General features: G+C 50.9%; 26 protein-coding genes. 13 read left to right on the forward strand and 13 right to left on the reverse strand.

What is annotated here, in order from left to right; genetic code table 11:
• Window positions 1-138: 138 nt before the first annotated feature.
• The 8 genes from N909_RS0100195 to N909_RS26525 all read right to left on the reverse strand — a co-directional run bounded on the left by N909_RS0100195 (window position 139) and on the right by N909_RS26525 (window position 8,007).
• The gene (locus tag N909_RS0100195; protein ID WP_051689400.1) at window positions 139-1,137 is read right to left on the reverse strand and encodes a class 1 fructose-bisphosphatase; all 999 of its coding nucleotides are present in this window, start codon (window positions 1,135-1,137) and stop codon (window positions 139-141) included.
• Window positions 1,138-1,524: 387 nt separating this feature from the next.
• The gene (cysZ, locus tag N909_RS0100200) at window positions 1,525-2,325 is read right to left on the reverse strand and encodes a sulfate transporter CysZ (protein ID WP_029909579.1); all 801 of its coding nucleotides are present in this window, start codon (window positions 2,323-2,325) and stop codon (window positions 1,525-1,527) included.
• Window positions 2,322-3,203, reverse strand: coding sequence for an SDR family oxidoreductase (locus tag N909_RS0100205; RefSeq protein WP_029909583.1), 882 nt, complete (start codon window positions 3,201-3,203; stop codon window positions 2,322-2,324). Before N909_RS0100205 ends, cysZ begins: the two co-directional genes overlap by 4 nt.
• Window positions 3,204-3,278: 75 nt before the next feature.
• Complete coding sequence (pepN, locus tag N909_RS0100210; RefSeq protein ID WP_029909585.1) at window positions 3,279-5,924, reverse strand: aminopeptidase N; 2,646 nt, start codon at window positions 5,922-5,924, stop codon at window positions 3,279-3,281.
• A gap of 174 nt (window positions 5,925-6,098) precedes the next feature.
• The gene (locus tag N909_RS0100220; protein ID WP_029909589.1) at window positions 6,099-6,305 is read right to left on the reverse strand and encodes a hypothetical protein; all 207 of its coding nucleotides are present in this window, start codon (window positions 6,303-6,305) and stop codon (window positions 6,099-6,101) included.
• Window positions 6,306-6,663: 358 nt separating this feature from the next.
• The gene (dcd, locus tag N909_RS0100225; protein ID WP_029909593.1) at window positions 6,664-7,188 is read right to left on the reverse strand and encodes a dCTP deaminase; all 525 of its coding nucleotides are present in this window, start codon (window positions 7,186-7,188) and stop codon (window positions 6,664-6,666) included.
• A gap of 78 nt (window positions 7,189-7,266) precedes the next feature.
• Window positions 7,267-7,446 (reverse strand): 4Fe-4S binding protein, encoded by a 180-nt coding sequence (locus N909_RS0100230; protein WP_029909595.1) that lies wholly within the window; start codon window positions 7,444-7,446, stop codon window positions 7,267-7,269.
• A 243-nt stretch (window positions 7,447-7,689) separates the two neighbouring features.
• Window positions 7,690-8,007, reverse strand: coding sequence for a large ribosomal subunit protein bL32 (locus N909_RS26525; RefSeq protein WP_029909598.1), 318 nt, complete (start codon window positions 8,005-8,007; stop codon window positions 7,690-7,692).
• Window positions 8,008-8,103: 96 nt separating this feature from the next.
• On the opposite strand from N909_RS26525, the gene N909_RS0100245 reads away from it, so the two are divergent.
• Both N909_RS0100245 and ilvA read left to right on the forward strand, forming a co-directional pair.
• On the forward strand, window positions 8,104-9,162 hold the full coding sequence (locus N909_RS0100245) for a dihydroorotate dehydrogenase-like protein (protein ID WP_029909600.1): 1,059 nt from the start codon (window positions 8,104-8,106) through the stop codon (window positions 9,160-9,162).
• 205 nt (window positions 9,163-9,367) lie between these two features.
• Complete coding sequence (gene ilvA / locus N909_RS0100250; protein ID WP_029909603.1) at window positions 9,368-10,876, forward strand: threonine ammonia-lyase, biosynthetic; 1,509 nt, start codon at window positions 9,368-9,370, stop codon at window positions 10,874-10,876.
• A gap of 163 nt (window positions 10,877-11,039) precedes the next feature.
• Here the strand turns inward: ilvA and N909_RS0100255 are convergent, their stop codons facing one another.
• Window positions 11,040-11,945: a LysR family transcriptional regulator gene (locus tag N909_RS0100255; protein WP_029909606.1), complete on the reverse strand. Its 906-nt coding sequence runs from the start codon at window positions 11,943-11,945 to the stop codon at window positions 11,040-11,042.
• Window positions 11,946-12,092: 147 nt separating this feature from the next.
• On the opposite strand from N909_RS0100255, the gene N909_RS0100260 reads away from it, so the two are divergent.
• The 3 genes from N909_RS0100260 to N909_RS0100270 all read left to right on the forward strand — a co-directional run bounded on the left by N909_RS0100260 (window position 12,093) and on the right by N909_RS0100270 (window position 14,816).
• Window positions 12,093-12,335 (forward strand): hypothetical protein, encoded by a 243-nt coding sequence (locus N909_RS0100260; RefSeq protein WP_029909609.1) that lies wholly within the window; start codon window positions 12,093-12,095, stop codon window positions 12,333-12,335.
• A 457-nt stretch (window positions 12,336-12,792) separates the two neighbouring features.
• Window positions 12,793-14,061, forward strand: a complete 1,269-nt coding sequence (locus tag N909_RS0100265) for a putative DNA modification/repair radical SAM protein (protein ID WP_029909613.1) — start codon at window positions 12,793-12,795, stop codon at window positions 14,059-14,061.
• Window positions 14,058-14,816 (forward strand): TIGR03915 family putative DNA repair protein, encoded by a 759-nt coding sequence (locus N909_RS0100270; protein WP_029909616.1) that lies wholly within the window; start codon window positions 14,058-14,060, stop codon window positions 14,814-14,816. The genes N909_RS0100265 and N909_RS0100270 overlap by 4 nt, the downstream gene beginning before the upstream one ends.
• 8 nt (window positions 14,817-14,824) lie before the next feature.
• On the opposite strand, the gene N909_RS0100275 is transcribed toward N909_RS0100270, so the two are convergent.
• Window positions 14,825-15,598, reverse strand: a complete 774-nt coding sequence (locus N909_RS0100275; RefSeq protein WP_245613547.1) for an enoyl-CoA hydratase/isomerase family protein — start codon at window positions 15,596-15,598, stop codon at window positions 14,825-14,827.
• A gap of 314 nt (window positions 15,599-15,912) precedes the next feature.
• Between N909_RS0100275 and N909_RS25120 the strand changes: the two genes are divergently transcribed.
• Together N909_RS25120 and N909_RS26440 are read left to right on the forward strand one after the other, a co-directional pair.
• The gene (locus N909_RS25120; RefSeq protein WP_162179093.1) at window positions 15,913-16,089 is read left to right on the forward strand and encodes an FmdB family zinc ribbon protein; all 177 of its coding nucleotides are present in this window, start codon (window positions 15,913-15,915) and stop codon (window positions 16,087-16,089) included.
• 99 nt (window positions 16,090-16,188) lie between these two features.
• Window positions 16,189-16,476, forward strand: a complete 288-nt coding sequence (locus N909_RS26440; protein WP_332925384.1) for a HesB/IscA family protein — start codon at window positions 16,189-16,191, stop codon at window positions 16,474-16,476.
• A 290-nt stretch (window positions 16,477-16,766) separates the two neighbouring features.
• Here N909_RS26440 and cydB read toward each other — a convergent pair whose 3' ends face one another.
• The 3 genes from cydB to N909_RS0100310 form a co-directional block, all read right to left on the reverse strand.
• Entirely contained in the window at window positions 16,767-17,897 is a 1,131-nt protein-coding gene (gene cydB / locus N909_RS0100300; protein ID WP_029909622.1) for a cytochrome d ubiquinol oxidase subunit II, read from the reverse strand.
• 2 nt (window positions 17,898-17,899) lie between these two features.
• Entirely contained in the window at window positions 17,900-19,435 is a 1,536-nt protein-coding gene (locus N909_RS0100305) for a cytochrome ubiquinol oxidase subunit I (RefSeq protein ID WP_029909625.1), read from the reverse strand.
• Between the two features lie 87 nt (window positions 19,436-19,522).
• Window positions 19,523-19,744: a DUF4492 domain-containing protein gene (locus N909_RS0100310; RefSeq protein ID WP_029909627.1), complete on the reverse strand. Its 222-nt coding sequence runs from the start codon at window positions 19,742-19,744 to the stop codon at window positions 19,523-19,525.
• Window positions 19,745-20,051: 307 nt separating this feature from the next.
• On the opposite strand from N909_RS0100310, the gene N909_RS0100315 reads away from it, so the two are divergent.
• The 6 genes from N909_RS0100315 to N909_RS23480 all read left to right on the forward strand — a co-directional run bounded on the left by N909_RS0100315 (window position 20,052) and on the right by N909_RS23480 (window position 25,912).
• Window positions 20,052-21,908, forward strand: coding sequence for a YgiQ family radical SAM protein (locus tag N909_RS0100315; protein WP_084167288.1), 1,857 nt, complete (start codon window positions 20,052-20,054; stop codon window positions 21,906-21,908).
• Between the two features lie 282 nt (window positions 21,909-22,190).
• Complete coding sequence (locus N909_RS0100320; RefSeq protein WP_029909634.1) at window positions 22,191-23,165, forward strand: AEC family transporter; 975 nt, start codon at window positions 22,191-22,193, stop codon at window positions 23,163-23,165.
• 212 nt (window positions 23,166-23,377) lie between these two features.
• Window positions 23,378-23,887, forward strand: a complete 510-nt coding sequence (locus tag N909_RS24210) for a GspH/FimT family pseudopilin (protein WP_051689401.1) — start codon at window positions 23,378-23,380, stop codon at window positions 23,885-23,887.
• Window positions 23,888-23,891: 4 nt separating this feature from the next.
• The gene (pilV, locus tag N909_RS0100330) at window positions 23,892-24,317 is read left to right on the forward strand and encodes a type IV pilus modification protein PilV (RefSeq protein ID WP_029909639.1); all 426 of its coding nucleotides are present in this window, start codon (window positions 23,892-23,894) and stop codon (window positions 24,315-24,317) included.
• Window positions 24,314-25,354 (forward strand): PilW family protein, encoded by a 1,041-nt coding sequence (locus N909_RS0100335; protein ID WP_029909642.1) that lies wholly within the window; start codon window positions 24,314-24,316, stop codon window positions 25,352-25,354. Before pilV ends, N909_RS0100335 begins: the two co-directional genes overlap by 4 nt.
• Window positions 25,355-25,393: 39 nt before the next feature.
• A complete protein-coding gene (locus N909_RS23480; RefSeq protein WP_029909645.1) occupies window positions 25,394-25,912 on the forward strand; it encodes a pilus assembly PilX family protein in 519 nt (172 codons plus the stop codon).
• Window positions 25,913-25,923: the final 11 nt, after the last annotated feature.

Raw genomic sequence — 25,923 nt, forward strand, 5'->3', positions numbered from 1 at the left:
GCCTGTCAAGTGTGCGGATACCACTCAGAAACAAGGACGGTTTTCTGAATTAATTGATGTAATGAAGCCGGGAAAAGGAACACTTTTCCCGGCCATACTTGAAAAACGGCCGAACGGTCCGTTCAACAGCCACCTGGATCAGGCGGGCTGAGGTTCTTTGGATGTCACCTTTTTGGGCACTCCTGGACTGTTTTCAATTTCGTGCTTACGAATAAACTCCTCAGCCATGGCGACATCTTTTTTACAACCGATAAATACTGGCGAACGCTCGTGAATTTGCTCGGCCTGCAGGTCGAGAATTCGCTGGCGACCGTTGGATGCGGCGCCACCGGCCTGTTCGATCAGGAACGCCATTGGATTGAGCTCAAACAACAGGCGCAATTTGCCTTTGGGTTGATTTTTGAGATGAGGATAAAAGAAAATGCCTTTCCCTTTTAGCAGCACCTGGTTGATATCAGGGACAAAGCCGCCACTGTAACGCAACTTGACGCCTCTTTTTTCCAGAGTGGAGACAAAGGCTTCGACACCACTGGTATACAGATTCCTCATACCGCCGGGAGCATAAAGATTTCCTTCGGGCTCTATGGTGATATTCTCACGCAGCAGGGTATATTCCATGAGGTTGTTCATGCCAAACTCATGCACACCTTTACCGACACTGTAAACCAGCGTCGTCCGCGGTCCATACAGGATATACATCGCTGCAGCCTGGTTACGACCGGGCTGCAGCAAATCGCAGCCCTCATAAATCGAAACAATTGTGCCGACAGCGAGATTGACATCAACCAGGGAGGAGCCGTCCAAGGGATCGAAGGCAACCGAATATTTGCCTTCACAGTCAGGAGAGATGGGAATGATTTCATCCATTTCTTCCGACATCATGTTAGCGACAACACGTGAATGATCCAGGCGTTTACGCAGGATACGGTCGGCAAGAACATCCAGAGCCAGCTGCTCTTCACCATAAAGATTTGACGTCCCCGCCACCCCAAGATCGCCGGTTCTAATGGAATTGATGATATATTTGGAAGCTTCTGCGATCTCGCAAATCAGGTGGGTCAGACTCTCATGTACATAGTTTTCACGCAGGTGTCGCCGCAAATCAACTTGAAACTTTGTCTTTCCAGGTTCGCTCATCGGACAGAAATCTCCCTCAATGTTTTATATCCCAAGATAGATGGCGCCACAAATGACCGCCCTATGGCGATACTTTAATTTTCGGGACCTTGTAACCAGCTTCAGGCCTTCGCGCCCCCCCTAACACCACCAAGCCTCAGCTATTCACAATTGTGCTTAGCCAACCAATGCTTTATACAGAATCATGATAAAAATAAATTCTTTCGACAGGTGACAGTCTAGCCCAGATTAAAAGGCACGGCAACCGTCGAATCATCTTCCGCTCATAAAAATCTTACACCACCCTAACAATAGAAAATTACGTCAAATATTTCATTTTCAAATGGCCAACAAACCTCCATCCGCCCACCCTTGCGCATGCCAAAGCGGAATGACCGAATGAAACTATTAGCGCGTCTGCGAGAAGCGTGATTCTTCCTCCCCTGGGAAATCGCACCAAAGCAGGGTGGCACCAACTACGGCCAGAGGGATACAAAAGAACTGCAAAAAAGGAATAGCCAGCAGGCAAAACACGCTGCAGGCAAAACCTCCCATCAACATGGGATGTCTAAAAACATAGCGTCGCTGATCTGCAAAGCTGAGTTGCTTGCGCATCAAAACAAAGGCCATATATTCCACGGCCAGAAAAAACAGGGTCAACAAGGGCGCCAGGACAGCATAAATCAGCGAGCCGATCCCAGGGATGAAGTTGAGCAGGAACAGCAGCAGCATACAGCCAAGGAACAGAGCCATTTTCTTCAATTCAGCGATAAAGGCCGACCCTGATTCGACCAGAAAACGCCGCACACTGAATCCTTCCTGAGGGGGTTCCCCCAGCACCAGATTCTCGGTCCGCTCCGACAACAGTTCGTTAAAAGGAGATGCGATCAGGTTGCCGACGACGGTAAAAGAGAAAAAAACCATCACCGTCGTTAACAACAAAGCGACCACCCAGGCCAGATAATACAGAATCATTCCGTACCAGACCTCGGTCTGGGGCGCATAAGTCTGCAGCACCTGCTGGAAAAGATCGAGGCCGTAATAGACGGCACTTGAAAAAACCAGCAGGTTGATGAAAAAAGGAATGACCAAAAATCTTATTAAGCCGGGTTTGCGCATAAACAGTCTGGCCGCTTTGGCCGGATAACCGAAGCCACGGGTAAAACCGGCGACCGGCTTGACAACTGCAGTACCAACCTGCCTGATCATAAGTCGACCTCACAGGCCGGTAATCCGCTCGCAAGGTCCGGATAGGCCAGCTCAATCTGCAGTTCGGCCAACATTTTACGGTTTGACATCCGGCGGGATTCCTTCAGAAAAGAGAGGGTGAGCGGATTCATCACCCGCTCAGCTTCAGCCATAGTCAATTGCTCCGGCACCGGGAACCCGAAAGTCTCGGCAACCTGGGTAAAATACTCGCTCATGCTGCTTGGATGTCCGTCACAGACATTAAAAACATCCCCCTGCTTCCCACGCTCCATGGCGGCCAGACAGATCCGGACAAGATCAAGACTATGGATACGATTGGTCAGTGGAGACTCTTCCGGGCGCAAAACCTGATGGCCTTTCTGCAACTGGGCAAAAGGGAGGCGCCCGGGACCGTAAATCCCGGTCACCCGCAAAATAACCAATTCGAAACCGAGCCTGGAAGCGGCCTCGCCAAGCTGGGTTTCTGCACTCACCCGGCGTTTTGCCCGGCTGGTCAACGGATTAAGCGGAGTTTCTTCAGTGACCAGTTGTCCGCCGCAATCTCCATAAACTCCGCTGGTACTGATATAGACCAGCTTGCTGGGACAGTTATCGACAGACAAACGACGACAAAAATTAACCATGCGGTAATCGCTGCTCCCCCCACCCTGGGGAGGCAAAAAATAAAAGATCCCATGTCCGTGCACGAGAAGTTCAGGAACCTCATCCTGGTAGTCAAAATTAGCCACAATAGGGCGGATGCCCTCTTGCTCAAGGGCAGCCCCCCTTTCTGCAAAATGTGCGGTCGCTTGAACCCGATGACCGGCACTGATCAACTCACGCGCCACTCTCAGGCCGATATCACCGCAGCCAACAATCGTATAATTTGGCAAAATCATTGTTCCTCACCTCGAAAGATACCTCAAGAGCGCAGCCGAAGGACGCCTTAACAAAAAATTTCAAGTTCGCCAGCGTTACAGGCTCTTGTTAACGATTTCATAGAGATCCCGTGATAAACGCGACTTTTGCATGATCTCAAGTTCCTTCTTCATCGCTTGACGACGGATCGGTTCAAGCCGCTGCCAGCGGGTAAAAGGACCGGCCAGGCGGGCCGACAGCTGGGCATTGTTCTGATCCAGCAGCAAAATCCGCTCCCGCAGCAGCTGATAACCGCTACCGTCCGGCTGGTGAAAGGCAAGCATATTCTGTGCAAACGCCCCCAGCAAAGAACGAACCCGGTTCGGGTTGGCAGGGTTGAATTTCGGATGCCCCAAAAGTCGCTTTACCTCTGCAAAGGTCTGTTCCCGAGGGGCCAGCGCCTGCAGGCTGAACCATTTGTCGACCAGCAGAGGATGCGCTTGCCATTGACGATAAAAATCATCTAGCAGTTCATCGCGTTCATCGATATCCGTATTGATCAGAGCGGTAAAAGCAGCCAACCGATCGGTCATATTACGGGCTTCATGATATTGGACCAGGCCCAGAGCGATTTTTTCCGGGCTGGGCAGCTGCAACAGTTGAGTCAGGCAGAAATTGGCCAACGCGCGCCTGCCGACGGATTCGGGGGCAAGGCGATATCCTCTACCCGGGTCAGCCGCCTCAGCATAGCGCTCCTTGAGCAGGTCTTCGTTTGCACCGACCAGGGCACGATAGGCAGCCATCCTCACCCCATGGATTTGCTGCGGATCGAATTCGTCCAGCTGGTCGGCCAGATACTGTTCGCTCGGCAGAGTCAGTAATTGCGTCAAAAAGCTGCGATCAGTCGACCGGTCAGCCAGCGCCCTTCGCCAGGCTTCCATAAAAACAGGGCTCAAAGAAAAATCCCGGCCGGGTGCAAGCTCACGATAATTACGGAGCAGTTCACTGACCGCCAATTTCTGCCCGGCCTCCCAGCGATTAAAAGGATCGCTGTCATGAACCAGCTGAAAAGCCAGGTCTTCCGCATCAACAACGGTCGTCATTTGCACCGGAGCTGAGAACCCGCGCAATAACGAGACAACCGGTCGACATGGAATATCCTGGAAACAGTATTCCTGGGTGGATTCCTGCAGTTCAAGAACCCGAGTCCCGTCACCAGCGGCAGGTTCGCCTTCCAGCCGCAGCGGGAGGTCATTGCCGGACTCGTCGAGCAGTCCAACGGCCAGGGGGATGAGAAAGGGTTCCTTATCCGGCTGTCCCGGTGTTGCCGGGCAACTTTGCGAGACCCGTAGCCGGAAAGTCCGGGCAAGGGGGTCATAATCCTGTTCAAAATGAATTTTTGGTGTCCCGGACTGCCGATACCAACGCTTGAAGGTTGACAGATCGGTTTTTCCGGCCTCCTCCATGACAGCGACAAAATCGTCACAAGTGGCGGCCTGCCCGTCATACCTCTCCAGATAAAGTCTCACCCCGGCAATGAAACGTTCCCGCCCGAGCAGGGTCGCCATCATCCGGATGACTTCGGCCCCCTTATTATAAACCGTAGCGGTATAAAAATTATTGATTTCCACATAGGAGGAAGGCCGCACCGGATGAGCCATGGGGCCGGCATCTTCAGGAAACTGGAATTGCCGCAGCACCCTGACGTCATCAATCCTCTTAACGGCAGCCGAATTCAGATCGGCGGAAAACTGCTGATCACGAAAAACCGTTAACCCTTCCTTCAAGCTCAGCTGGAACCAGTCCCGACACGTCACACGATTCCCGGTCCAGTTATGAAAATACTCATGCCCGATGACGGATTCAACACCCAGATAATCGCTATCCGTTGCCGTATCCGGATGAGCCAGAACATATTTGGAATTAAAGACGTTCAACCCTTTATTTTCCATGGCCCCCATATTGAAGTCGTCAACGGCAACAATCATGTAACGATTGAGATCATATTCCAGACCATAGACCTCTTCATCCCAACGCATCGCTTGTTGCAGCGACCGCATGGCATGCTCACAGTAGTTCTGGTTACGGGCCTCAACGTAAATCTGCAACAGGACGTCACGCCCGGAACCGGTCTGATAATGATCCTCCAGACAGACCAGGTCTCCGGCCACCAGGGCAAAAAGGTAACTTGGCTTGCGAAAGGGATCGTCCCAGACAGCAAAATGGCGCTCGTTACCAAGCTTGCCCTGCTCGACCAGGTTCCCATTGCTGAGCAGAACCGGGTAACGCTGATCAGCCTCGACCCTCACCCGAAAGCGGGCCAGGACATCGGGGCGATCAGGATAATAGGTTATCTTACGAAAACCCTGCGCCTCACACTGGGTGCAAAAGTTGCCATTGGAAAGGTAAAGGCCTTCGAGGGAGGTATTATGAACCGGGTCGATTTGAGTTTTGACCTCAAGCACAAACCGGTTCGGGACCACCGGGATATCCAACCCTTCATCAGTCATGACGTACTCGCCAGCGGCAAGGGGCTCGCCATCTATGGCAACAGCTAACAATTGCAGCGCCTCCCCATGCAGAGACAATGGCTCCAACCGCCCCTCCCGGTCAGGGTTGAGATAAAATTGAATTTTTGAGGAAACCAGGGTTGCGGATTCGTGCATATCGAAATCAAGTTCGATCTTTTCGACCAGAAAGGCCGGCGACCGGTAGTCGTGCAGATATATTGTCGCAGGAGAATTTTCATCAATTTTCATCATATTTAAGTCCCATTTTGAAGTTTATTCATGACTCGGCAGTCCCATCAACCCAGCACCGAGAGTGAAACAATAGCATGATTTATAAAGAGCAGAAAGGCGAGGAGGGACAAAAAAAAAGCGGCCTGCATGACCGCTTTTTCACATATTTGAACTGTATCAACAATTAAAGCTGGATCAAAGAGCGTAAGCTTCCAAGGCCTGCTCTTCATTCCAACGATCGATCGCATCTTCCATGGAGTCGGCAACAGCCATTTTTTCGCAATTGTCTTTGGAACAATAGATTCCCCAATGACTGGACGGTGCGAAACTGCTCGGCCCGAAAATTTTTGCCTGTCCACCACAGCGGCATGGAACAGCCACGTGCTGATGATATGCTCCCATAATCTGCTCTCCTTTCAGGAATAAATAAAAAACATGCAGCGTTCAAGAGTACCCTACATGATATATATTTCCTTATCTTACACCGAAGGAGATCAAGTCAATCTTTTTCTGGGAAGAAAACCTATATAAAACAATGGTTTACGGATAATAAAACAGGCACTTTACCCCTCCAGCCAAAAGCCGGGAGAAAAGCTCAACAATTTCAAAGAAATGGCACGAAAATTCAGAACGCCAGCGGCTCATCAAAACAGCCTTCCCGCTTGACAAAACTTATTTTTTTTCCAAAACAAAATTTTATACTGCTGTTACTCTACTTGTGGCAGCGCTCAAGAGACCGCCTTAACGGCCGCGCAGACGATCATTTTTCAAGATAATCCCGGTACAGCAGACTGGGCTGGATCCCCGAATTATTCTGGTATTTTCCACTGCTATAGTTGGCGTACGCTCCTTCAATGGAATGATAATAGATCTGACAGATCTGCACTCCGGCATAAATCCGGATCGGTTGTACGCAAAAAATCTCCAAGGTCCAAAACCCCCTGAACCCCACATCTCCAAACCCTGCGGTGACATGCACAAAAAGCCCCAAGCGACCTACCGAAGAACGTCCTTCCAACATGGGAACCAATCCTGAAGTCTCCGTGTACTCAACCGTTCTCCCCAGATAAAGCCGGTGCGGCTCAAGGACCAGCCCTTCGGCAGGAATCCTGATTGAGTGGTGAAGGTTATTCTTCTTCATATCAAGAACCGGCTCGTCATAAACGAGAAGCTCATCATGCAGGGCCAGATTATAACTGTTCGGGTTCAATCGGGAAGGATCGTAGGGGTCAATCACGATATCCCCGCCGATTCTTTTTTCAATTTCCTGGCCGGATAAAATCATGGGTCTGGTTCCTTTACAGACAAGTTGCTGACGACAAGAGACTCACTCGGCAAAAAAGCCGGCAAGCAACCGACCAGCTCAGTTTTCCAAAAAGCCGATAGCCCCTTGGGGACAGGCTGGAATGCAGATGCCGTCCAGATCACATTTAGCTTCATCAAGAACAGCTTTGCCATCGTGCAGGACTATCGCCTTTTCCGGACAGGCCTTGATACATTCGGAACTGCCGCAACAAACCATTGAATCGATTATGATACGCATCTTCACAGAAATCTCCATTGTCAAAAGGTTGCAGACGCGCATGTTAGAGAATCACGGCAAATCAGGTCAAGAACAATAGCTGCATAAGAATCTTTGCGGCCCCTGCCCGCCAACCAGCAGGGATCGAGCTTGGCGGTGCTGCCGACCGGAAAAGCCTGTCAGGTCATTGAAAGCAACGGCAAGCAAAAAAAGCGGCCTGAATGACGCAATTTCTGGTCAAGAAATAATTGTTATGCTATGTATTTACTCGCGTTCGGTTCCACAAGACCAGCAGGCACCAAAATGGGGCAGACAATGCTCTCCGCAGTGCGGGCAGACCCAGGGTTCGCCGTTAGTATTATCGTTTTTCAACCAACCGGTGAGTAACAGCTTGGCTCGAGGATACGTTTCATCATCGATAACCCAGAGTTCCGGAGAACATTCGTTAAATGGAATCTCGCCTAACGCTGAGGACAGCTGATCGTTCCGCAAAATGCACGCAATACCTTCGCCAGCAAGAATCTCTTTAAGCAGCCCTGCCTGCAATCGATCCCAGAAACTGAATACGTGTAACTTTTTCATAGTGGGCAAAGTATAACATTCCTATCCTGTTACGGGTTTTTATTTATCGTTTCGAGTATTGTCCAAGTTGACAACAAGGCCATAAGGAGAAATCACATGATTGATATTTCAACAAGCTATATGGGAATTCCCCTCAAATCCCCGATTATTGTTGCCAGCAGTAGCAAAACGGGATCTCTTTCCGGGATTCGCGACTGCGCTGAAGCCGGTGCCGGTGCCATCATTCTGAAGTCTCTCTTTGAAGAGCAGATCATCGCGGAAACCAACCAGCTCAGCAGTCATGCTGAAGAATATTCCGGTTACGGAGAGGCCTACCAGTACCTGCAGGGATACGGTGCGGAGCTTGGCCCCCGGCAATACCTGGAGCTGCTTAAAGAAGCCAAAAATGCGGTCAATGTGCCAATCATTGCCAGCCTTAACTGTGTTTCCGGGGAAAGCTGGGCCGGATATGCCAAAAAACTCGAAGCCGCCGGAGCGGATGGTATCGAACTTAATGCCAGTCTGATGCCGACCGATCCGCAACAACCGGGTCTGGACATCGTCGACAGCTATCTTAAAATCCTCTATCAGGTCAAACAGCAGGTCAGCATTCCGGTCGCTATGAAGGTTGGTCCCTATTTCACCAACTTTGCCAATTTTGCCGACCGGCTGACCCGGGATCGTGCAGAAGCTCCGGCTTACAGCGTCGGTTGGCTTGGCAAGGACAAAGAACCTGGCGACATCATCTGGAAAGGTGCTGACGGCCTGGTCCTGTTCAACCGGTTCTACAAGCTCGATATCGATATTGAGAACAAAAAGCTGGTCCCCGGCAACCCCTACAGCAAACCGAGCGAAATCAGTGAAGTTCTACGCTGGCTGTCGATTCTGGCCGGCAAAACCGGTTGCGATCTGGCGGCATCCACCGGAATTCATCAGAGTGAAGATGCCATTAAAGCGCTGCTCGCCGGTGCGAAAGTGGTCCAGCTCTGCTCAACCCTGTTTATTAATGGAACCGGGCAGATCAAGGTGATCGAACAAGGACTGCGCGACTGGATGCAGCGGCAGGGTTATGAAAAACTCTGTGACTTCCGCGGGCTGCTGAGTCAGGCGAAGAGCTCCACCCCCAAAGATCACGAACGTTTACAGTACATCAAACTGTTTGTCGGGATGGAATAAACAGGCAACAATCGTCAAAGTTCTCAAATTGGCAACGAGTAGTTTTTCGATGTGACACGGAAATCAAGGGCGAATGCGGAGGCGTAGTTCTTTACGCCGCACAAATAAGCCCGCAGATTGACACTGCTAGAACGGAAAAGAGCCGTTTCCGGATGAAAACCAGTTAGCGTTGCGAGAACGCGCAGAATAAAGGAATGGTCTGGCTATGCAGGAAATGATCCGTCACATCCTTACCTCAAGGGTCTATGAAGCGGCAGTGGAAACCCCATTGGAGGAAGCCACCGAATTGTCCCGCGAACTGCAGAATCGCATCCTTTTGAAACGGGAAGACCTGCAGCCAGTGTTTTCCTTCAAGCTGCGCGGCGCCTACAACAAAATTGCCCAGTTATCCAAGGAAGAACAGGCCCGCGGCGTGATTGCCGCTTCTGCCGGCAACCATGCCCAAGGTGTTGCTTTTTCAGCGCAAAAACTCGGCCTGAAGGCACTTATCGTGATGCCCGCGACCACGCCGCAAATCAAAATCGACGCGGTCAAATCCTATGGTGCAGAAGTTGTGCTTTACGGTGACAATTATTCCGAGGCCGCTGAGCGCTGCGCGCAAATATTGGACGAAACCGGGATGACCTATATCCACCCGTTTGACGACAAACAGGTCATTGCCGGACAGGGCACCATCGCTTATGAATTGTTGCGGCAAAGCCCGGAGAAAATGGACGCCGTCTTCGTTCCCGTCGGCGGCGGCGGCCTCATTTCCGGAATCGGCGCCTATTTAAAAGCCCTCTCCCCCGAGACCAGAATCATCGGTGTCGAACCTGTCGACAGCGATGCCATGTATCAATCGCTCAGTGCCGGCAAGCGGATCACTCTACAATCGGTGGGCATATTTGCCGATGGCGTTGCCGTCCGTCAGGTCGGCAAGCTGACCTATGAGTTATGCCGTAAATATGTCGATGACATCATCAGGGTCAGCACCGATGAACTGTGTGGTGCGATCAAATCGATTTACCAGGCCACCCGCTCGATCGTTGAACCCGCCGGGGCGTTGGGCGTCGCCGGGCTGAAACAGTATGTCAAAAACAACTCCGTCAACGGACAAACCCTGGTCGCTATTAACTCCGGTGCCAATATGAATTTCGAGCGCCTGCGTTATGTCTCGGAGCGTACCATGACCGGCGCCGGGAAAGAATCCCTCCTTGCCGTCACCATTCCAGAACAGCCGGGTGCGCTGCGTTATTTCTGCAACAATATTCTGCATACCCTGAATATTACCGAATTCAACTACCGTCTGGCTGACCGGACTCGGGCTCAACTGTTCATGGGAGTCTCCGTTGGTGCCGATGAAACAAAAAAACAATTTATCGAACGGCTCAATAAAGAAGGCTATCAGACCATTGACCTGACCGACAATGAATTGGCCAAAACGCACCTTCGCTACATGATCGGCGGTCGTTCCGCAGAAGCGAACCGGGAACGGCTGTTCCGGTTCTGGTTTCCGGAGAGGCCGGGAGCACTGTCCCGCTTTCTGGCAGACATGGGTGCAGACTGGAATATTTCGTTGTTTCATTACCGCAGCCAAGGCGGTGAGTTCGGCCGGGTTCTCATCGGGCTCGAGATACCCGACAACCACGAAGCAGCCTTACAACAGTTTCTCAATCGGCTCGGCTACCACTTTGTAGAAGAGAGCAACGATCCGGCCTATAAATTGTTTTTATAAAAGCCCTTGCCGCTGCGCCGCTTTGTTTTGTACGGTTGCTTAGCCGCGATATTTTGCCTTCGGCAGAGTCTATTGTGGTCCGTTGATCTGTTTCAAACCCTGTCGGTCGGTGCCCCCTTTCCCCCCCTGATTATGACTCAATCCAGCTTTAAAAAGCCGTCGGCTAAAGATTTTCAAACAGATTCTGCTCCAGGTACTTCTCCTTCAAAAAATCGACGAAACAACGTAATTTGAGGGGGACATATTTATTAACGGGATAGATGGCGTTGATCGGTGTCGACCAGGGGAGATAATCGTTCAGAACCGTTTCCAGCAGGCCGGTTTCCAACTCCTTTAAAACCATCCAACTTGGCACCATCGCCAACCCGGTGCCCGCAACAATCACGTCACGAATGCCATCGGTGTTATCAGACTGACAGTTTCCTTTGACATGCACGGCCAATTCCTGATTGTTCTTCTTAAACCGCCAGATATGCCCCCCCTCCTGGATAGTATAAACCAGGCAATTGTGTTTCCTGAGCTCGTGGGGATGCTGGGGGTAGCCATAGCGACTGAAGTAGCCGGGCGCCCCCACAATAACCAACGGTGCATTGCCAAGCCGCCGGGCAACCAGGGTCGAGTCCGCCAAGGCTCCAATGCGGATGGCAACATCGATCCTCGCCCCGATCAGGTCAACGAAATGATCGCTTAAAGACAGGTCCAGCTGAATCTGCGGATAGCGCTCAAGGAATTCCGACAGGTAGGGAGCAAGATGCAACCGCCCGAAAGCAACGGAAGCACTGATCCGCAATCTGCCCCGAGGATTTGTGGCAAAGGATTGCACTTCCTCTTCGGCATCAGCCACCTGCTTCAGGATATTGAGGCAATGCTCGTAATAACTTTGCCCTGCTTCAGTCAGGGTCAGGTGCCTGCTCGTCCGGTTCAACAACCGTGAACCCAACCGGTCCTCAAGAGCGGCAATCTGCTTACTAATTTTTGGCTGCCCGGTATTCATCTCTCGCGCTACCGCAGAAAAACTGCCCGTTACAACGACCCGGGTAAATATTTCCATTGCTTCAAAGGGATTCATCGATAGTCCAATCCATTCCAGGAAGGAATATATAGAATGCAAAATAGCACAGTTTTAATTGGCCATGGAATACATTACTGTTTTAGTTACTTAAACAATTCGTCTGCGTCCCAGGCGATGACGCCTGGCCAGAAAAGGAGATAACATATGAAAACGAAATCTTTGATATTAGCCGTTGCGGGTATTTTTGCTCTTTCTTCTATCGCCTTCGCCGGAGCACAATTCACCAACAATAGTTCAGCTGTCGGTATCCACAAAGTTGGTGCAAAAACTACCGACCGGGACACGGGTAACCTGAAAGTCGACAGCTACGCCGAACACAACATGAACAGTCACTCCCAGCTGAGCGATCGAGAACTGGGCATTGGCAATTACAATGAAAGAGGTTAGATAGCTCAAACGTACACCAGAACAATAACGAAATAGTCCTCATTGTTCTGTTCACATCACACTAAGGGGGGTTCGAAAGAGCCCCCCTTTCCTTTGTTGACAAATCATTGATGACCCGTACCAAGGGATCAAAAGCTGGCTGATAATCTTTTTTATGTTGAGTTCATGCGTCACCCGAGACGGCATCAAAAAAAAGCTCTGTAAATACCGCCAGGATTGTGACTTTTTCTGTCACAAGGGCGTGGCAACATAGCACTCAGATCAAACCAGCCAGGGCCACAACCATGGATTGACTGAAAACCTTATGAACAGCCTGCAATCCAGGAACTCGGGTACTCTTGGACTAAAAACGCTGTCCAGCTGGATAAAGCCATGTCCACGGTTGGAGCATTGATAAAAAGGGGACATCATGTTGGCAAAATCGTCTCGTTCATATCGCCCCTTGCCTGCGTTGGTCATGCCCCCCGACCTGCAGACCAGATTGGCTATTTTAAGTGGTGCCGCCAAATATGATGCATCCTGCGCATCCTGCGGCAGTACCCGTAGCGGAAAAGGCCCGGGGGCAACGCATATCAGTGGAATCTGCCATTCCTGGGCAGCCGACGGGCGCTGCATTTCCCTGCTTAAAGTCCTGCTCAGCAATGCCTGCCGGTATGATTGTGCCTATTGTGCCAACCGACGCTCCAATGACCACCGCAGGGTCAGCTTTTCCGCGGAAGAACTGGCCGGTTTGACCATGGAATTTTATCGGCGCAATTATATTGAGGGGCTATTTCTCAGTTCAGCGGTTTTTTCAGACCCTGATACAACCATGCTCGAATTGTTGCGCACTCTGAAAATATTGCGTCATCAGTATCGATTCCACGGTTATATTCACCTGAAAGTCATTCCTGGTTGTAGCCGCGAGTTGGTTCATGCCGGAACCCTGCTCGCCGACCGACTCAGTGCAAACATCGAATTGCCGAGCAAAAAAAGCCTCCAGTTGCTGGCACCGGAAAAAGAACAACAGCAGATTCTGGAGGTCTTTCATCAGGCGCAGGGCAGCTACCTTAAGCATCAACCCCAAACTAAGAAGGCCAAGACCAACCCGCCAGGAATCGGCATGAGCACACAAATGATCATCGGCGCAACCCCCGAAGATGATCGGACTATTTTACGCCAAGTGGGCCAACTGTATCGTCTTCCTCAGCTCCAGCGGGTCTACTATTCGGCCTATATCCCGGTCAACAGTGACAAGCGCCTCCCAGTGATTGGCAACAGCCCACCACTAAAACGGGAACACCGGCTATATCAGGCGGATTGGCTGCTGCGCTATTATCAGTTCGATGTCGATGAAATACTCGCTCCGCAACAACTCTTCCTTGACGCAGAGCTTGACCCGAAGGCGGCCTGGGCCCTTCGCCACCTCGAGCATTTTCCGATCAACGTCAACCGCGCCAGCAAAGAGGAGTTACTGCGGGTACCGGGGCTTGGCGTTCGCTCCTGCACTAAAATCCTCCGTGCCAGGCGCCAGACAACCCTGCACCTGGACGACCTGAAAAAGCTCGGCGTGGTGATGAAGCGAGCGCGCTATTTTCTCCATGACGGGAATAGCATGCCAGCGGCTTTCAGGTCCGAAGAAGCTTTGCGCTGCGCCCTCGTGCCACAGGCAGAACGGCAGCTGAGTCTGGATTTCAACACACCTCCCCTTGCTGCCGATACTTCGGCCCTTTCGGGTGAGTTATGATTTTAAGTTATGATGGCAGCCTGCCCGGTTTTCTCTGTATACTCGGCCACGCGTTGAAAACTTATCCGCAATGGAGTGAGGTCAGAAACCTTGCCGAGTCGCCCCTGTCCAGTCTCTTTGGCCAGGAACAGGAGATCGCCACAGATTATGACTTTGCGGATAAAGTGGTCAGTGGTCTTGGTAAAAAATTAGGAAAACAGTTTCCCAATAAGCTCGCTTACGCATTTTCCAGTGAATGGCAAGGCATCGAAGCGGATCTGATCAAGATCACCGGGCGGGCTCTGAAAAGAGGCAGACCCTGTCTTGATCAACTGAGCGACCCGCTGGTACAGCGCTTTCAGAGCGCGGCCTTCAGGACGGCCAGGGAGAAACACCGCCTGCTCGGGCTGTTGCGCTTTTCCCGCCTGCAAGATGATTGTTTTCTGGCACAGGTCAAACCTCAAGCCAACGTCGTACCGTTTCTGGGCGCCCATTTCGCCAGACGTTTCAGCGATCAGCGCTGGGGCATTGTTGATACCAAGCGCCGGATTGCACTCTTCGGAGCGGGTCCGGAATGGAGCCTGGAAAGCCAGGTCGAGATTGCAGCGGACCTCAGTTTCCATCACAGTGAAACCGCCATTGTTAACCTGTGGAAGTCATTCTACAAACATATCAGCAACCCGGACCGCTACAACCCTCAATTGCGCCGGCAATTCATGCCCAAAAGATACTGGTCCAACCTGACCGAAATGCAACCGGAAGAGCCAATGAAGTAAGAATCGCCTTAGCGCCCCTTCCAGTTTGGAGAGCGTTTTTCCAAAAAGGCCCGCACCCCCTCTTCGGCATCCTCGGTAGCACAGAGCGTTGCAAACAGATCGTCCATACTATCAAGCCCCTGATGATAAGGGACGTCCTGCAACCGTTTGAGCCCCTCTTTACCGATCCGCAGCGCCGTTGGACTTTTACTGACCAATTTTTCAGCCAATCGAAGCGTTTCTGCCGCCAACTGATCATCGGCAACCACCTTGTTCACCAGCCCAAGTTTTTCAGCTTCGGCCGCATCAATCATATCCCCGGTCAACACCATTTCCATGGTCTTTTTACGGCCGATAATTTTTGCCATCGGTGCGGCCGGCCCGAGGCAGATCAACCCGACATTGATTGCCGTCGTTCCGAAAATCGCAGTTCGACTCGCCACGGTGAGATCGCAGGCAAATGCCAGTCCGGCACCGTTCGCCAGAGCATAACCCTGCACCGCAGCGATGGTCGGTTTATTCAGCCGGGCCAGGGTGTGGTAAAAGGCGTCGATACCATACAGAAACTCTCGATATTGCTGATGACTCTTATCCCGAAACTGGTCCAGGGAAATACCGGTGCAAAAATGCTCGCCAGCAGCCTCAATCACGATGACCCGGACCTGGGCATCTTCTTCAAAAGACCACAGCGCCTGGTCAAGCTGGTTGGCAAATTCGGGGGTAAAGGTATTTTTCTGCTCCGGACGGTTCAGTCTGATAAAACCGATGGAATTGTCCTTACGTGTCAAAATAACCTGGCTCATCATATCTCCTTTGCATTCTAGCCAACTGCCTGCAGGCAGCCGGGAAGCCCGTAACGGGCGATCCTGATCGATGATCCGGATAAGTAGCGGAAGCCATTGAGGGGGCTTTCCTGACCATATGTTAGGTGCACTCCCATTAACATAGCATGGAAAAACCGCGGCCATCCCATAAGATAAAACACCGTTCTCCCTACTTTAGTGCATCTCACATTGAATTGAGAAATTAATTTTTATAATAAATTTCCTTCTTGCTATTGCTAAAAAGAATAAGATATATTTTTCTGAATATATTGGATTTCCAAGGAGAAAAGGTCGTGCCGATCTACGAATACCATTGTCGCCTCTGCAACCGTACCTTCGAAAAGATTCAACGGCTGAAACAGCCGGAAGCACTTTGCCCCCACTGTGGACAGCCAGCCGAAAAAAAGGTCTCTCGTCCGGTGGTGGCTGCTGGAAGCTGCCAGCCTCTGCCAGGCAGCGGCTTTACCTGAGGATGATACCTAGCGGGCGGCGTGACCGTTCGTCATCTTTTTACAGACTAGGTCTGAACTTATTGACATGTCACTATCCAAAAAGTAAGGAGCGGGATTATGCTGACAATGACCGACAAAGCGCGGGATAAATTCAAAGAATTGCTGGCTGATCATCCGGGCAAACACCTCCGGGTTATCTTTGAAGGCTTTGGCTGAGGCGGGCCCAAACTGGGCTTGGCTCTGGATGAGCTGAAAAAAGATGAACAGGTTGTCCTGATCAACGAAATCGAACTGATTATCGATGCGAGTGTTCTTCCCTATACCAAAGGGAATGAAATCGATTATATCAGCAACCCCTATGGACAGGGCTTTTCCATCGCTCCGGCCATTGGAGGATGTTGCTAAAAACAAAAGAATCTGTGACAAAATAAGCCTGAAGCAAACGCTTCAGGCTTATTTTTATTTCAGGAAAACAACTGCCCGAGCCGAAGCAATATCGTCCAACAACAACGAGGCATGATCATATCCTGATCGTCCAGGAAAAGATCTTTTGCCACCCGCTGTTGAATTCGGCTCCGGCGGGTTGCCTTAATGATCAATCAAAGCAAATCCCAACTTCCCAGCAACTTAACTGCGGCATAATAGGATACTCCGATAAGTGCAAGCCAAACTAACATCAACATAATTTCCTCCTGTTAATAGCTTTTTTTGTCTGCGGCCAGTTCGTCGATAGTCAGTTTTTTGCTGTCCATCTGCCGCCACACCCAAACAATATATGCCAGCACAAAGGGGACGGTCAGAGCGACATAGGACATCATCGTCAAGGTGTAATGACTGCTTGACGCATTGTAAATGGTCAGGCTGCTGGCGATATCAGCCTTGGACGGATAGAAAGAGGTGTTGTTGTATCCGGCGACAAAAAAGATCGCCAGACAGGTTAACACTGTACCTAAACCAGCTGGCCAGATGCCTCTGACAGAGGCGGTAAAACGATTGACGACAACCCCGAGCACAACCAGGACCAGTCCGGCCAGCAGCAAAATCAGGTTTAAAGGCATCTGCAGCAGGTTGCCGAGGTATTTATTGGCCTCAAGGGAGACAGTGCCATCCACCGGGTTGACGGCATAGCCATCCATCAGCAGCAGACTGACCAGAACGTAAAGCAAAAACGGCAGGGCGCAGAGCAGGTTATTAAAAGATGACTTTTTCAGGCGCGCCACCAGCCCGTCATGATCCAAGCTGTTGGCAAGATAAAGCGCCCCCAGGGTACGGGCCAGGAAAACCAGGAAGACACCGAAGCTTAAGTTAAACAGGCTGAAGGCCGCTTCCAGTCCCCGCAGAGGATGGGTCCATTTCACCAGATTGAATTCGTTCAGGGTGAAATTGGAGCCGGTGAAAAAAGTCCCGACCGCGGCACCGATCAACAGCACACCGACTGATCCGTTAATGAACATAAAAACTTCATAGGTCTTTTGGCCAAGAAAGTTGCCGGGCTTACGGCGGTATTCATAGCTGACCGCCTGAACGATAAAAGTAAAAAGAATCAGGATCCAGACCCAGTACGCACCGCCAAAACTGGTGGCATAAAAAAGTGGGAAGGAGGCATAAAAAGCGCCACCGAACAGGACCAGGGTCGTGAAGGTCAATTCCCATTTCCGGCCAAGGGAGTTCACCATCAGGGTTTTCTCGTCTTCGCTGCCGGGAATCGTCAGCAGCAGGGTCTGTCCGCCCTGAACAAAGGTTAGAAAAACGAACAACGAACCGACTACCGATACAATAAGCCACCAGAATTGTTGTAAGGTTGACCAGTCTAAGCTGCCGAACATAGTTATTCTCCTTCCGGTCCGATGGAAATCTGTTTGGTCATGATCTTGAGCTCAGCGATCAACAGAGCCGTAAACAGAATCAGGAACATGAAAAAGCTGGTCATTACGGTACCCGTATCAAGATTTGAACGGGCGATCGTCACCGGCAACATATCTTGAATAGCCCAAGGCTGGCGGCCGACCTCGGATACGATCCATCCCGCCTGAGAGGCGATCCAGGCCAAAAACAGCGAGATAAAGCCAAGCTTGAGCACAAAGGTTTTGTTTTCCAGCTGACGCTTCTCCAACAGATAGATGTAGACCAGAAACAGCAGAATAAAGAAGGTCCCCAGGCCAACCATGATCCGGAAAGCATAAAAAGTCAAAGCCACCGGCGGGACCGCTTCATCGGCGGAGTTCAGATACCCATAACCGAGAAAATCCCGGTTGGCATCAAACAACGATAACGCCTGACCGGCCTGGACCTGGTCATCGGCAGCCTTGGCCTTTTTGTAATCGGCCAGGCCCGCCACTGCAAGCTTGCCGCGTTTGATTTTTTCTTCGATGCTGGTTATGCCATGCTCTGCATTACCAAATACCAGATCGTTAATACCGGGGACAAATCCCTCAAAGCTGCGATGGGCCAGCAGGGTCAGCATGCCGGGGATTTCAATTTTAAAGGAGAAGGCATCCTGGTCGTCACCCGGCTCTTTATCTGAATTGACTATCCCGATGGCCGTCAGCCCGGTTGGCTCATGACCATCGTACAAGGCTTCCATTGCAGCCAATTTCATCGGCTGGGTGCGCACCGTCAAAAAGGCATGCTCGTCTCCGGTGAAAGCAACAAAGATGGAACTCAGCAGACCAAACACACAAGCCACGGCGATGGACCGTTTAGCAAATTGAATGTGACGCTTTTTCAACAGGTACCAGCTGGAAATCCCGACCACGAACAGCGATGACAACAGAAAGCCGGAGCTTGTGGCATGCACAAAATGGCTGATCGCGATCGGGGAAGAAATCACCGCCCACAGATCCTGCATTTCAAACCGTGCCATATCAGGGTTGAATTTCATCCCGATGGGGTATTGCATCCAACCATTGGCAACCAGAATCCACAATGCCGACAGGTTGGAACCTGCTGCGACCATCCAGGTTGAAAAAAGATGGAACTTTTTGGAAACGCGATTCCAACCGAAAAACATGACCGCGAAGAAGGTTGCTTCAAGAAAGAAGGCCAGAATCCCCTCAATGGCCAGCGGTGCCCCGAAAATGTCACCCACCATCCAGGAATAATTGGACCAATTGGTCCCGAACTCAAACTCAAGAATGATCCCGGTCGCCACACCAATGGCAAAATTGATCCCGAACAGGGTCATCCAGAATCTGGTCAGTTTTTTCCACTGCTCATTGCCGGTGCGCACATAAATTGTTTCAAAAAAGGCGCACAGAAACGACAGTCCGAGAGTCAGCGGGACAAAGACCCAGTGGTACATTGCCGTGAGAGCGAACGTGGCTCGAGCCCAGTTCACCATGCTTAAATCGATCTGTTCAATCACGATTTTCCTCCTATCCTCAAATGGTCAGGGTTATTCACTCAAACCTGCATGGCAACAAGCGTGGCAGTCATGATCGAGAATAAATCATTAGAACTTATCGTGTGCAGGCTGAGTCAGATTCTGAAGTACATGATCTGCCCGTTCAGCATCGGTTTTGAAATTCGTTGCGAGAAAATCCGGGAAAAAAAACACCTTCAGAATTGCAAACATAATGAACAGCTTCAGGAGAATTATTTTCCACAGCGTTCGGCCGACTCGCATGGAACGAAATCCGTCAACATAAAGGTGATAAATACTCTTGAGTGTCATTTTAGCACCTCTTTTGGATTTTTCTGAAGCCAGTATTTGTAACAAATTTGGTTATATTTACACTTTATTAAAAAAATAGTCAAGGGTAATTCTAACAGACTCAGTCATATTTTTTACCACGCTAACCTCAAGAATTTGTTGACTATTCCTGCCGGAAATAAAAAACTTTTGTTGACCAAAACAGTGAAAATTCCAGACACCCCCTGCCCCATATCTGTTAGAGCCCCGCTTATTCAATTTATCTTGTACCATTCAATGCGATATATTAAGACCACGTCTTATTTGCAACCATCAAACCCGAGGATGAATGAAAGACTCAGCAATCAATAATGGATTTCTCCCGATCAGCGCGCGAGATATGCAGCAGCGCCGTTGGCCGGAACTCGATATTTTGTTCATCTCCGGGGATGCCTACGTTGATCACCCCTCCTTCGGCACCGCATTACTGGCCAGAGTGCTGGAAGATAAAGGCTTCCGGGTCGGAATTTTGGCCCAGCCGGATTGGAAAGATCTGGCCAGCTTTCAGGTCATGGGACGCCCCCGGCTATTCGCCGCCATCACCGCCGGAGCCATGGATTCGATGGTCAATCACTTTACCGCGGCCAAAAAGATCCGCTCCAATGACGCCTACACCCCCGGCGGACGAGCTGGCCAGAGACCGAATCGAGCCGTCATTGCTTACACTGCCGCGGTTAAGGGCGCGTTCAAGGGATTGCCGGTCATTATCGGTGGACTAGAAGCCAGCCTGCGCCGCTTCGCCCATTACGATTATTGGGATGACAAAGTCCGCCGCTCGGTCCTGGTTGACAGTAAAGCCGATTTGCTCGTCTATGGCATGGCCGAGTCGGCTCTGGTAGAAATCGCGGAACGGGTCAACCAAGGGGAATCAATAGCCGAATTAAGGGATATCCGCGGCACGGCTTTTTTAAGTGACAAAGCTCCGCAGGATGCGATTACCCTCCCTTCCTATGAAACCGTGGCTAACGATCCGGATGCCTACGGTGCAGCTTTTAAAACTATCATGCAGCAGAGTAATCCCTTTTCGGGCCAGCCGCTGGCACAGCAGCATGAGCAGCGCTTTGTGGTTGTCAACACTCCGGCAGCCCCGCTGTCCACAGCCGCGCTGGACCGGATCTACGCGCTGCCCTTCAAGCGCTGCCCTCACCCGCAGTATCGGGACAGAATCCCCGCCTACGAACAGATTCGCCACTCCATCACCAGTCATCGCGGCTGCTTCGGCGGCTGCGCGTTCTGTGCCATTACCCATCATCAGGGAAAATACATTCAATCCCGCTCCAGAGAATCCATTTTGGAAGAAATCACTATCCTGAGCGACCAACCCGATTTTTACGGGACGATCAGCGATATCGGCGGTCCCACCGCCAACATGTACGGACTAAACTGCGGCAATCCCGCGGCGCAGGAAAAATGTCAGCGCCTCAGCTGCCTGTATCCCGAAATCTGCAAAAACCTCAATACCGATGCCAGTCAGGCCGTCGCTCTGTTACGTCAGGTCAGGCAGAACAAGAAAGTCAAAAATGTCTTCATTGCTTCCGGAATCCGCTATGATCTGCTCAGTGTTCAGGAGCGATATTTTGATGATTTAATGCGCTACCATGTCGGCGGGCTGCTCAAGGTTGCGCCGGAATCCATGGTGAATAAGGTGACCGAAGTCATGCGCAAACCGGGAGCGCAGGTCTTTACCGAGTTTCTTGACCGGTTTCGCCAACGCAGCCATGACCTCGGACTGCGGCAAGCGATCGTTCCCTACCTGATCAGCGGTCACCCGGGCTGCACCCTGGAGGATATGCTCGAGGTCGCTCTGTATCTCAAACGCCATCAGCTCAAAGTCGAACAGGTCCAGGACTTCACTCCGACGCCCGGCAGTTTGTCGACGTGCATTTATCACACCGGGAAAGACCCGTTCAGTGGCCAAACGATTCATGTCCCCCGCGGGGCCAAAGAGAAACGGCTGCAGAAAGCGCTGCTCCTTTTCCATAAGCCCGAATCCCGCAAGGATGTTCTTGAAGCCCTGCGCATATGTCGCCGACAGGATCTGGCCAAGGAACTGCTGGGCACAACAGCACGGCCAACCAATAAAAACCTTTCCCAGCCGAAGCCGCCGCTCTCTGCGCCTCGCAGGAGAGAGCGAAAAAAGCGTTGATTTCCTTTGCTCAATCCGCTTTTTTTCGGTAAATTCATGAGCTTGCAGTGAGGACCTGACAACCGGGCTGATTCGAAAAAATCTCCGTCCATTGGTGGTTGGCAAGCAGTGTCGACAGAGGATTTAATCTGTGCTTTGCCAAGAAGCCGCAGCGTGGCTCCAAAAGAATCAGAATTGAATGGTTTCAAACACCCGGACAGGGCAAGCAGATATGAATTTTCCCGAACGATAACTTAAAACAGCCTCCGCGGGTTATCTGATTCTCCTGACTCGACCTAATTCATGCAAAAAATACTCTTTTCTCTGGTTTTAATTATTTCCGGGCTGATTTGCGGTTATTTGCTGCAGCAGCTGATTCGTTTCAAATACCAACAGGCTGAGCGGGTTCTGCCACGGCTGCGCAAGGTGATTCAATATATCAGCATGCTCGGAATCATGCCGATTTCCTTTGTGGGTGTGCTTTGGATTATCTCCTTCGACAACCTGCGGATTATTCTGCTGCCATTTGTCGCCGTTGTACTCCTTTTGACGGGCGGCGGCCTAGGCCTGTTGGGAGCCAAGCTGTTGAACCGCACCGGCGCGCAGAAAAGTGTCATGTTCAGTTGCGGTTTTTTCTCAAACCTCGGTTCCATTGGTGGATTGATCAGCTATGTTTTTCTGGGCGAACAGGGGTTTGCCATGCTTGCCCTCTATCGTATTTTTGAAGAAATTCTCTATTACAGTGTCGGCTTTCCCCTGACCAAATATTTCAAAACCGACGATGAGAACCTGAATATCCTGCGCCGCGTCATGGATCTTGGCCGGGACCCGTTTTTTATTGTCGCCACCAGCGGCTTTCTGTTGGGCCTGGCTCTAAATTTTTCCGGGGTTCAACGGCCACCACAGTACGAAACCCTCAACAGCTTTTTCGTCCCCATTGGCACATTCATGATTCTAATGTCGGTCGGCCTGGGCATGCGCTTTTCCAGTATCAGTCATAATCTCCCCGAGGGTTTGACCATTGCCACCATCAAACACCTTATCCTGCCGGTCATCGGAGCGACTACCGCGTGGTTGTTAGGATTTCATCACATCGATAACGGCCTGCCCTTTAAAATCGTGCTGCTCTGTACCTCCATGCCCATCGCTTTCAACGCTCTGGTCGTCTCTTCCATTTACGATCTGGATCTTGATCTGGCAAACACCTGCTGGTTGATTTCGACCTCGTGCCTGGTCGCCGTTGTCCCCCTGCTCTATTTTCTGTTCGAACTGATTTAAGCAAAAACAATCCGCCAGCTGCTACAGTTTTTTAAAATTTATTATTTTACTAATATTTAAGAATTTAAAGCTTTCCCTTTCAATTCCTTTATATTTCAACAAAAATCACAACCCATTGAAAACAGTTTTCCAGTATCTGTTTCTAATCCAGCCTGTTATTAAAATTATTATCAAATAAATTTCCCTAAACAAATGAAAAGCTGAAACAACGCATGAATATCACGTCCGACCTTCAACATACCAGCTACGGTGGATTTACCCTGCTGGAACTTATCATCGCTATGACGGTCATGGGTATCCTCATGCTGACCGCTACGCCTCCCTTACGCTCTTACATCCGAACCAATCATGTTACCGCCGCTGCCAACGATTTGGTCGGCGCACTTAATTACGCCCGCAGTGAAGCTGTTTCCAGGCAGATCAACGTTACTGTTTGTCAAAGCTTTGATCTCGAAGGCTGTGACTCCAGCGGCTGGGAGCAAGGCTGGATTATTTTTACCGATGAAAATGGGGACGCTAATGTCGATGGTACAGACAGTATTCTGAGGGCTCACAACACCTTTACCACGGACATCTCAATTAGCAGCGCTGCAGACGCTATCATCTACCAGCCAACCGGCTTCCTGGCCAGCCCAAGCGGCGGCGATGCCATCAGCATAACAGCAAACAATAAAGAGATTAACGTGATTGTCAACAGTAGTGGCAGCATGAGAACCGAGTGATCAGATGAATCAATTCGCTAAAGAACATAACCAGGGGTTTACCCTTATTGAACTGCTCATCGCCCTGCTCGTTCTTTCCATCGGCTTGCTGGCCGTTGCCGGACTGCAGATAAACGGTCTGCGCGGCGGACACAACGCTCTTTCCCGCTCCATAGCAACCCAGCTTTGCCAGGATGCGCTGGACCGCATGAGGGCCAACCGTGATGCTGCACTTCATAGCGATTATGACATCGCCTATAGAGTAACCCCCACATCTTCCCATTATAGTGGCATAACCCTGACCGATCTTGAGGAATGGAAAAACGCTTTGGCCAACAACCTGCCCGGGGGCGACGGTACCATCGAAATGAGCAGCTCGGTGGCAGCAGTGACCGTGCAATGGCAAGACAGTTACGGTGAAGACAGCGTCAGTGTGGAGTCCCGACTATGAACCGGCGGAGGTTTACCCAGAACAACTCCGGTTTTACCCTCGTCGAGTTACTGGTGGTCATGGCTATCAGCCTGGTCCTGTTAGGCGGCCTGTACCAGGTTTACTCCGGTAGTCTGGCTTCATATTCGACCAATAACGGGTTAAGCAGGATTCAGGAAAACGGTCGTTTTGCATTCTATCAATTGCGCCGGTCCCTGTCCGGAGCGGGATACCTGGGCTGCCTTCAGGACGAATCGGCGCTCACCTCAACTTTGGGCAGTTCCTCATTTAACTATGACTATAGCCAGGCAATTTACGGCCTTGAGGCGTTAAATAATGGCACCTGGCAGGACAATTCCGGCACGGTCGACCCCACCGTCAGCGGCTCTGCAAACCTGGCCCTGAATTCACCGGCAAAGAAGAGTGACATTCTGGTCGTCCGCGAAATTGATCCCGAAATCCAAATAGCGATCACTGCGGATATCGACAAAACGGCTACCGAAATCCAGCTTTCTTCAGGGCTGCAAAATACGTTGGCTGCGATTGATGACGAGGTACTGTTACTGACCGGCTGCGAGGGAGCGACCCTATTTGAATGGAACAGTTACAGCAACAGTACTGGAATCATGACCCTTGCCGCAGCCCTGGGAAATTCCTATACGGAGGACGCCCTGATTTTTGCTCCGCAAACCGTTGTTTACTATGTCTCCGAAAACACCGCTGGACAGCCCACTCTTTTCCGCAGAACCAACTCAGAAACAGCTCTTGAACTGGTCGAAAATGTCGAAACCATGCAGATCCGTTATGGGCTTGACAATGACTCGGACAATTATGCCGACAGTTATGTCACCGCCGCCGGGGTTTCCGACTGGGATGATGTGGTCAGTGTCCGTATCGGACTGCTGTTGCGCAGCAATACGGAAATCCAGCACGGCGAAATAGACAGCAAAGAATATGACGTCGACGGTGACGGCAGCACCGACTTTGATCCGGTCGATGATCGGCGCCTGCGCATTATCATGTCAACCACGGTGGGTCTGCGCAACAAACTGCATTAATTCAATGGAAAAGGTTGAAAAAGATCAATGAATCAACCAATGTCACTCTTAAAAACCGAAAATGGATCAATCCTGATCACCGGCATACTGATTCTGGTCATTCTCAGCATTCTTGGCCTGACCGCTATGCGCAGCACCCTGCTCCAGGCAAAGATGGCCAATAACCTTGAGCAACAGGATATCGCTTTTCAAGCCGCTGAAACAGGGCTGAGAAGGGCGGAAGCACAAATGTCCGCCTACTCGACCCTGCCCACATTCAGTGGCAGCAGCGGGCTCTATCAGCCGGCCAGTGCCGGTGGCACGCCACGCTGGGAAAGTGTGGACTGGTCTGCCTCAAGCGCCTGTATCGTTTACCAGAGTATCAACCTGAGCACCACACCACCGACACCTGAAATCAAATGTATTGCTGAGTACCTGACCAGCATTGCCGACGATTCCAATCCGACCGTGGATTATAGCGAAGTCACGACCTACTACGACATGATTCGATTGACCTGCCGCGGAGTCAGCCCCAACGGACGCGCCAAGGCCATGCTGCAGACGACCTACCTGCGTTAAGGACTACTCTC

This window comes from Pelobacter seleniigenes DSM 18267 (genome assembly GCF_000711225.1).
GTDB lineage: Bacteria > Desulfobacterota > Desulfuromonadia > Desulfuromonadales > Geopsychrobacteraceae > Seleniibacterium > Seleniibacterium seleniigenes.

Bases quoted from the DNA above. Each gene is read 5' to 3' on its own strand.
- N909_RS0100265 (WP_029909613.1), top strand. From the start codon at position 12,793: ATGCCCCCCGACCTGCAGACCAGATTGGCTATTTTAAGTGGTGCCGCC.
- N909_RS0100335 (WP_029909642.1), top strand. From the start codon at position 24,314: ATGAACCGGCGGAGGTTTACCCAGAACAACTCCGGTTTTACCCTCGTC.
- N909_RS0100205 (WP_029909583.1), bottom strand. From the start codon at position 3,203: ATGATTTTGCCAAATTATACGATTGTTGGCTGCGGTGATATCGGCCTG.
- N909_RS24210 (WP_051689401.1), top strand. From the start codon at position 23,378: ATGAATATCACGTCCGACCTTCAACATACCAGCTACGGTGGATTTACC.
- pilV (WP_029909639.1), top strand. From the start codon at position 23,892: ATGAATCAATTCGCTAAAGAACATAACCAGGGGTTTACCCTTATTGAA.
- N909_RS0100230 (WP_029909595.1), bottom strand. From the start codon at position 7,446: ATGCGTATCATAATCGATTCAATGGTTTGTTGCGGCAGTTCCGAATGT.
- N909_RS0100245 (WP_029909600.1), top strand. From the start codon at position 8,104: ATGATTGATATTTCAACAAGCTATATGGGAATTCCCCTCAAATCCCCG.
- N909_RS0100255 (WP_029909606.1), bottom strand. From the start codon at position 11,945: ATGAATCCCTTTGAAGCAATGGAAATATTTACCCGGGTCGTTGTAACG.
- cysZ (WP_029909579.1), bottom strand. From the start codon at position 2,325: ATGATCAGGCAGGTTGGTACTGCAGTTGTCAAGCCGGTCGCCGGTTTT.
- N909_RS23480 (WP_029909645.1), top strand. From the start codon at position 25,394: ATGTCACTCTTAAAAACCGAAAATGGATCAATCCTGATCACCGGCATA.
- N909_RS0100195 (WP_051689400.1), bottom strand. From the start codon at position 1,137: ATGAGCGAACCTGGAAAGACAAAGTTTCAAGTTGATTTGCGGCGACAC.
- N909_RS0100315 (WP_084167288.1), top strand. From the start codon at position 20,052: ATGAAAGACTCAGCAATCAATAATGGATTTCTCCCGATCAGCGCGCGA.
- pepN (WP_029909585.1), bottom strand. From the start codon at position 5,924: ATGATGAAAATTGATGAAAATTCTCCTGCGACAATATATCTGCACGAC.
- N909_RS0100320 (WP_029909634.1), top strand. From the start codon at position 22,191: ATGCAAAAAATACTCTTTTCTCTGGTTTTAATTATTTCCGGGCTGATT.
- dcd (WP_029909593.1), bottom strand. From the start codon at position 7,188: ATGATTTTATCCGGCCAGGAAATTGAAAAAAGAATCGGCGGGGATATC.
- N909_RS0100260 (WP_029909609.1), top strand. From the start codon at position 12,093: ATGAAAACGAAATCTTTGATATTAGCCGTTGCGGGTATTTTTGCTCTT.
- N909_RS0100220 (WP_029909589.1), bottom strand. From the start codon at position 6,305: ATGGGAGCATATCATCAGCACGTGGCTGTTCCATGCCGCTGTGGTGGA.
- N909_RS0100275 (WP_245613547.1), bottom strand. From the start codon at position 15,598: ATGAGCCAGGTTATTTTGACACGTAAGGACAATTCCATCGGTTTTATC.
- N909_RS0100270 (WP_029909616.1), top strand. From the start codon at position 14,058: ATGATTTTAAGTTATGATGGCAGCCTGCCCGGTTTTCTCTGTATACTC.
- cydB (WP_029909622.1), bottom strand. From the start codon at position 17,897: ATGTTCGGCAGCTTAGACTGGTCAACCTTACAACAATTCTGGTGGCTT.
- ilvA (WP_029909603.1), top strand. From the start codon at position 9,368: ATGCAGGAAATGATCCGTCACATCCTTACCTCAAGGGTCTATGAAGCG.
- N909_RS26525 (WP_029909598.1), bottom strand. From the start codon at position 8,007: ATGAAAAAGTTACACGTATTCAGTTTCTGGGATCGATTGCAGGCAGGG.
- N909_RS0100310 (WP_029909627.1), bottom strand. From the start codon at position 19,744: ATGACACTCAAGAGTATTTATCACCTTTATGTTGACGGATTTCGTTCC.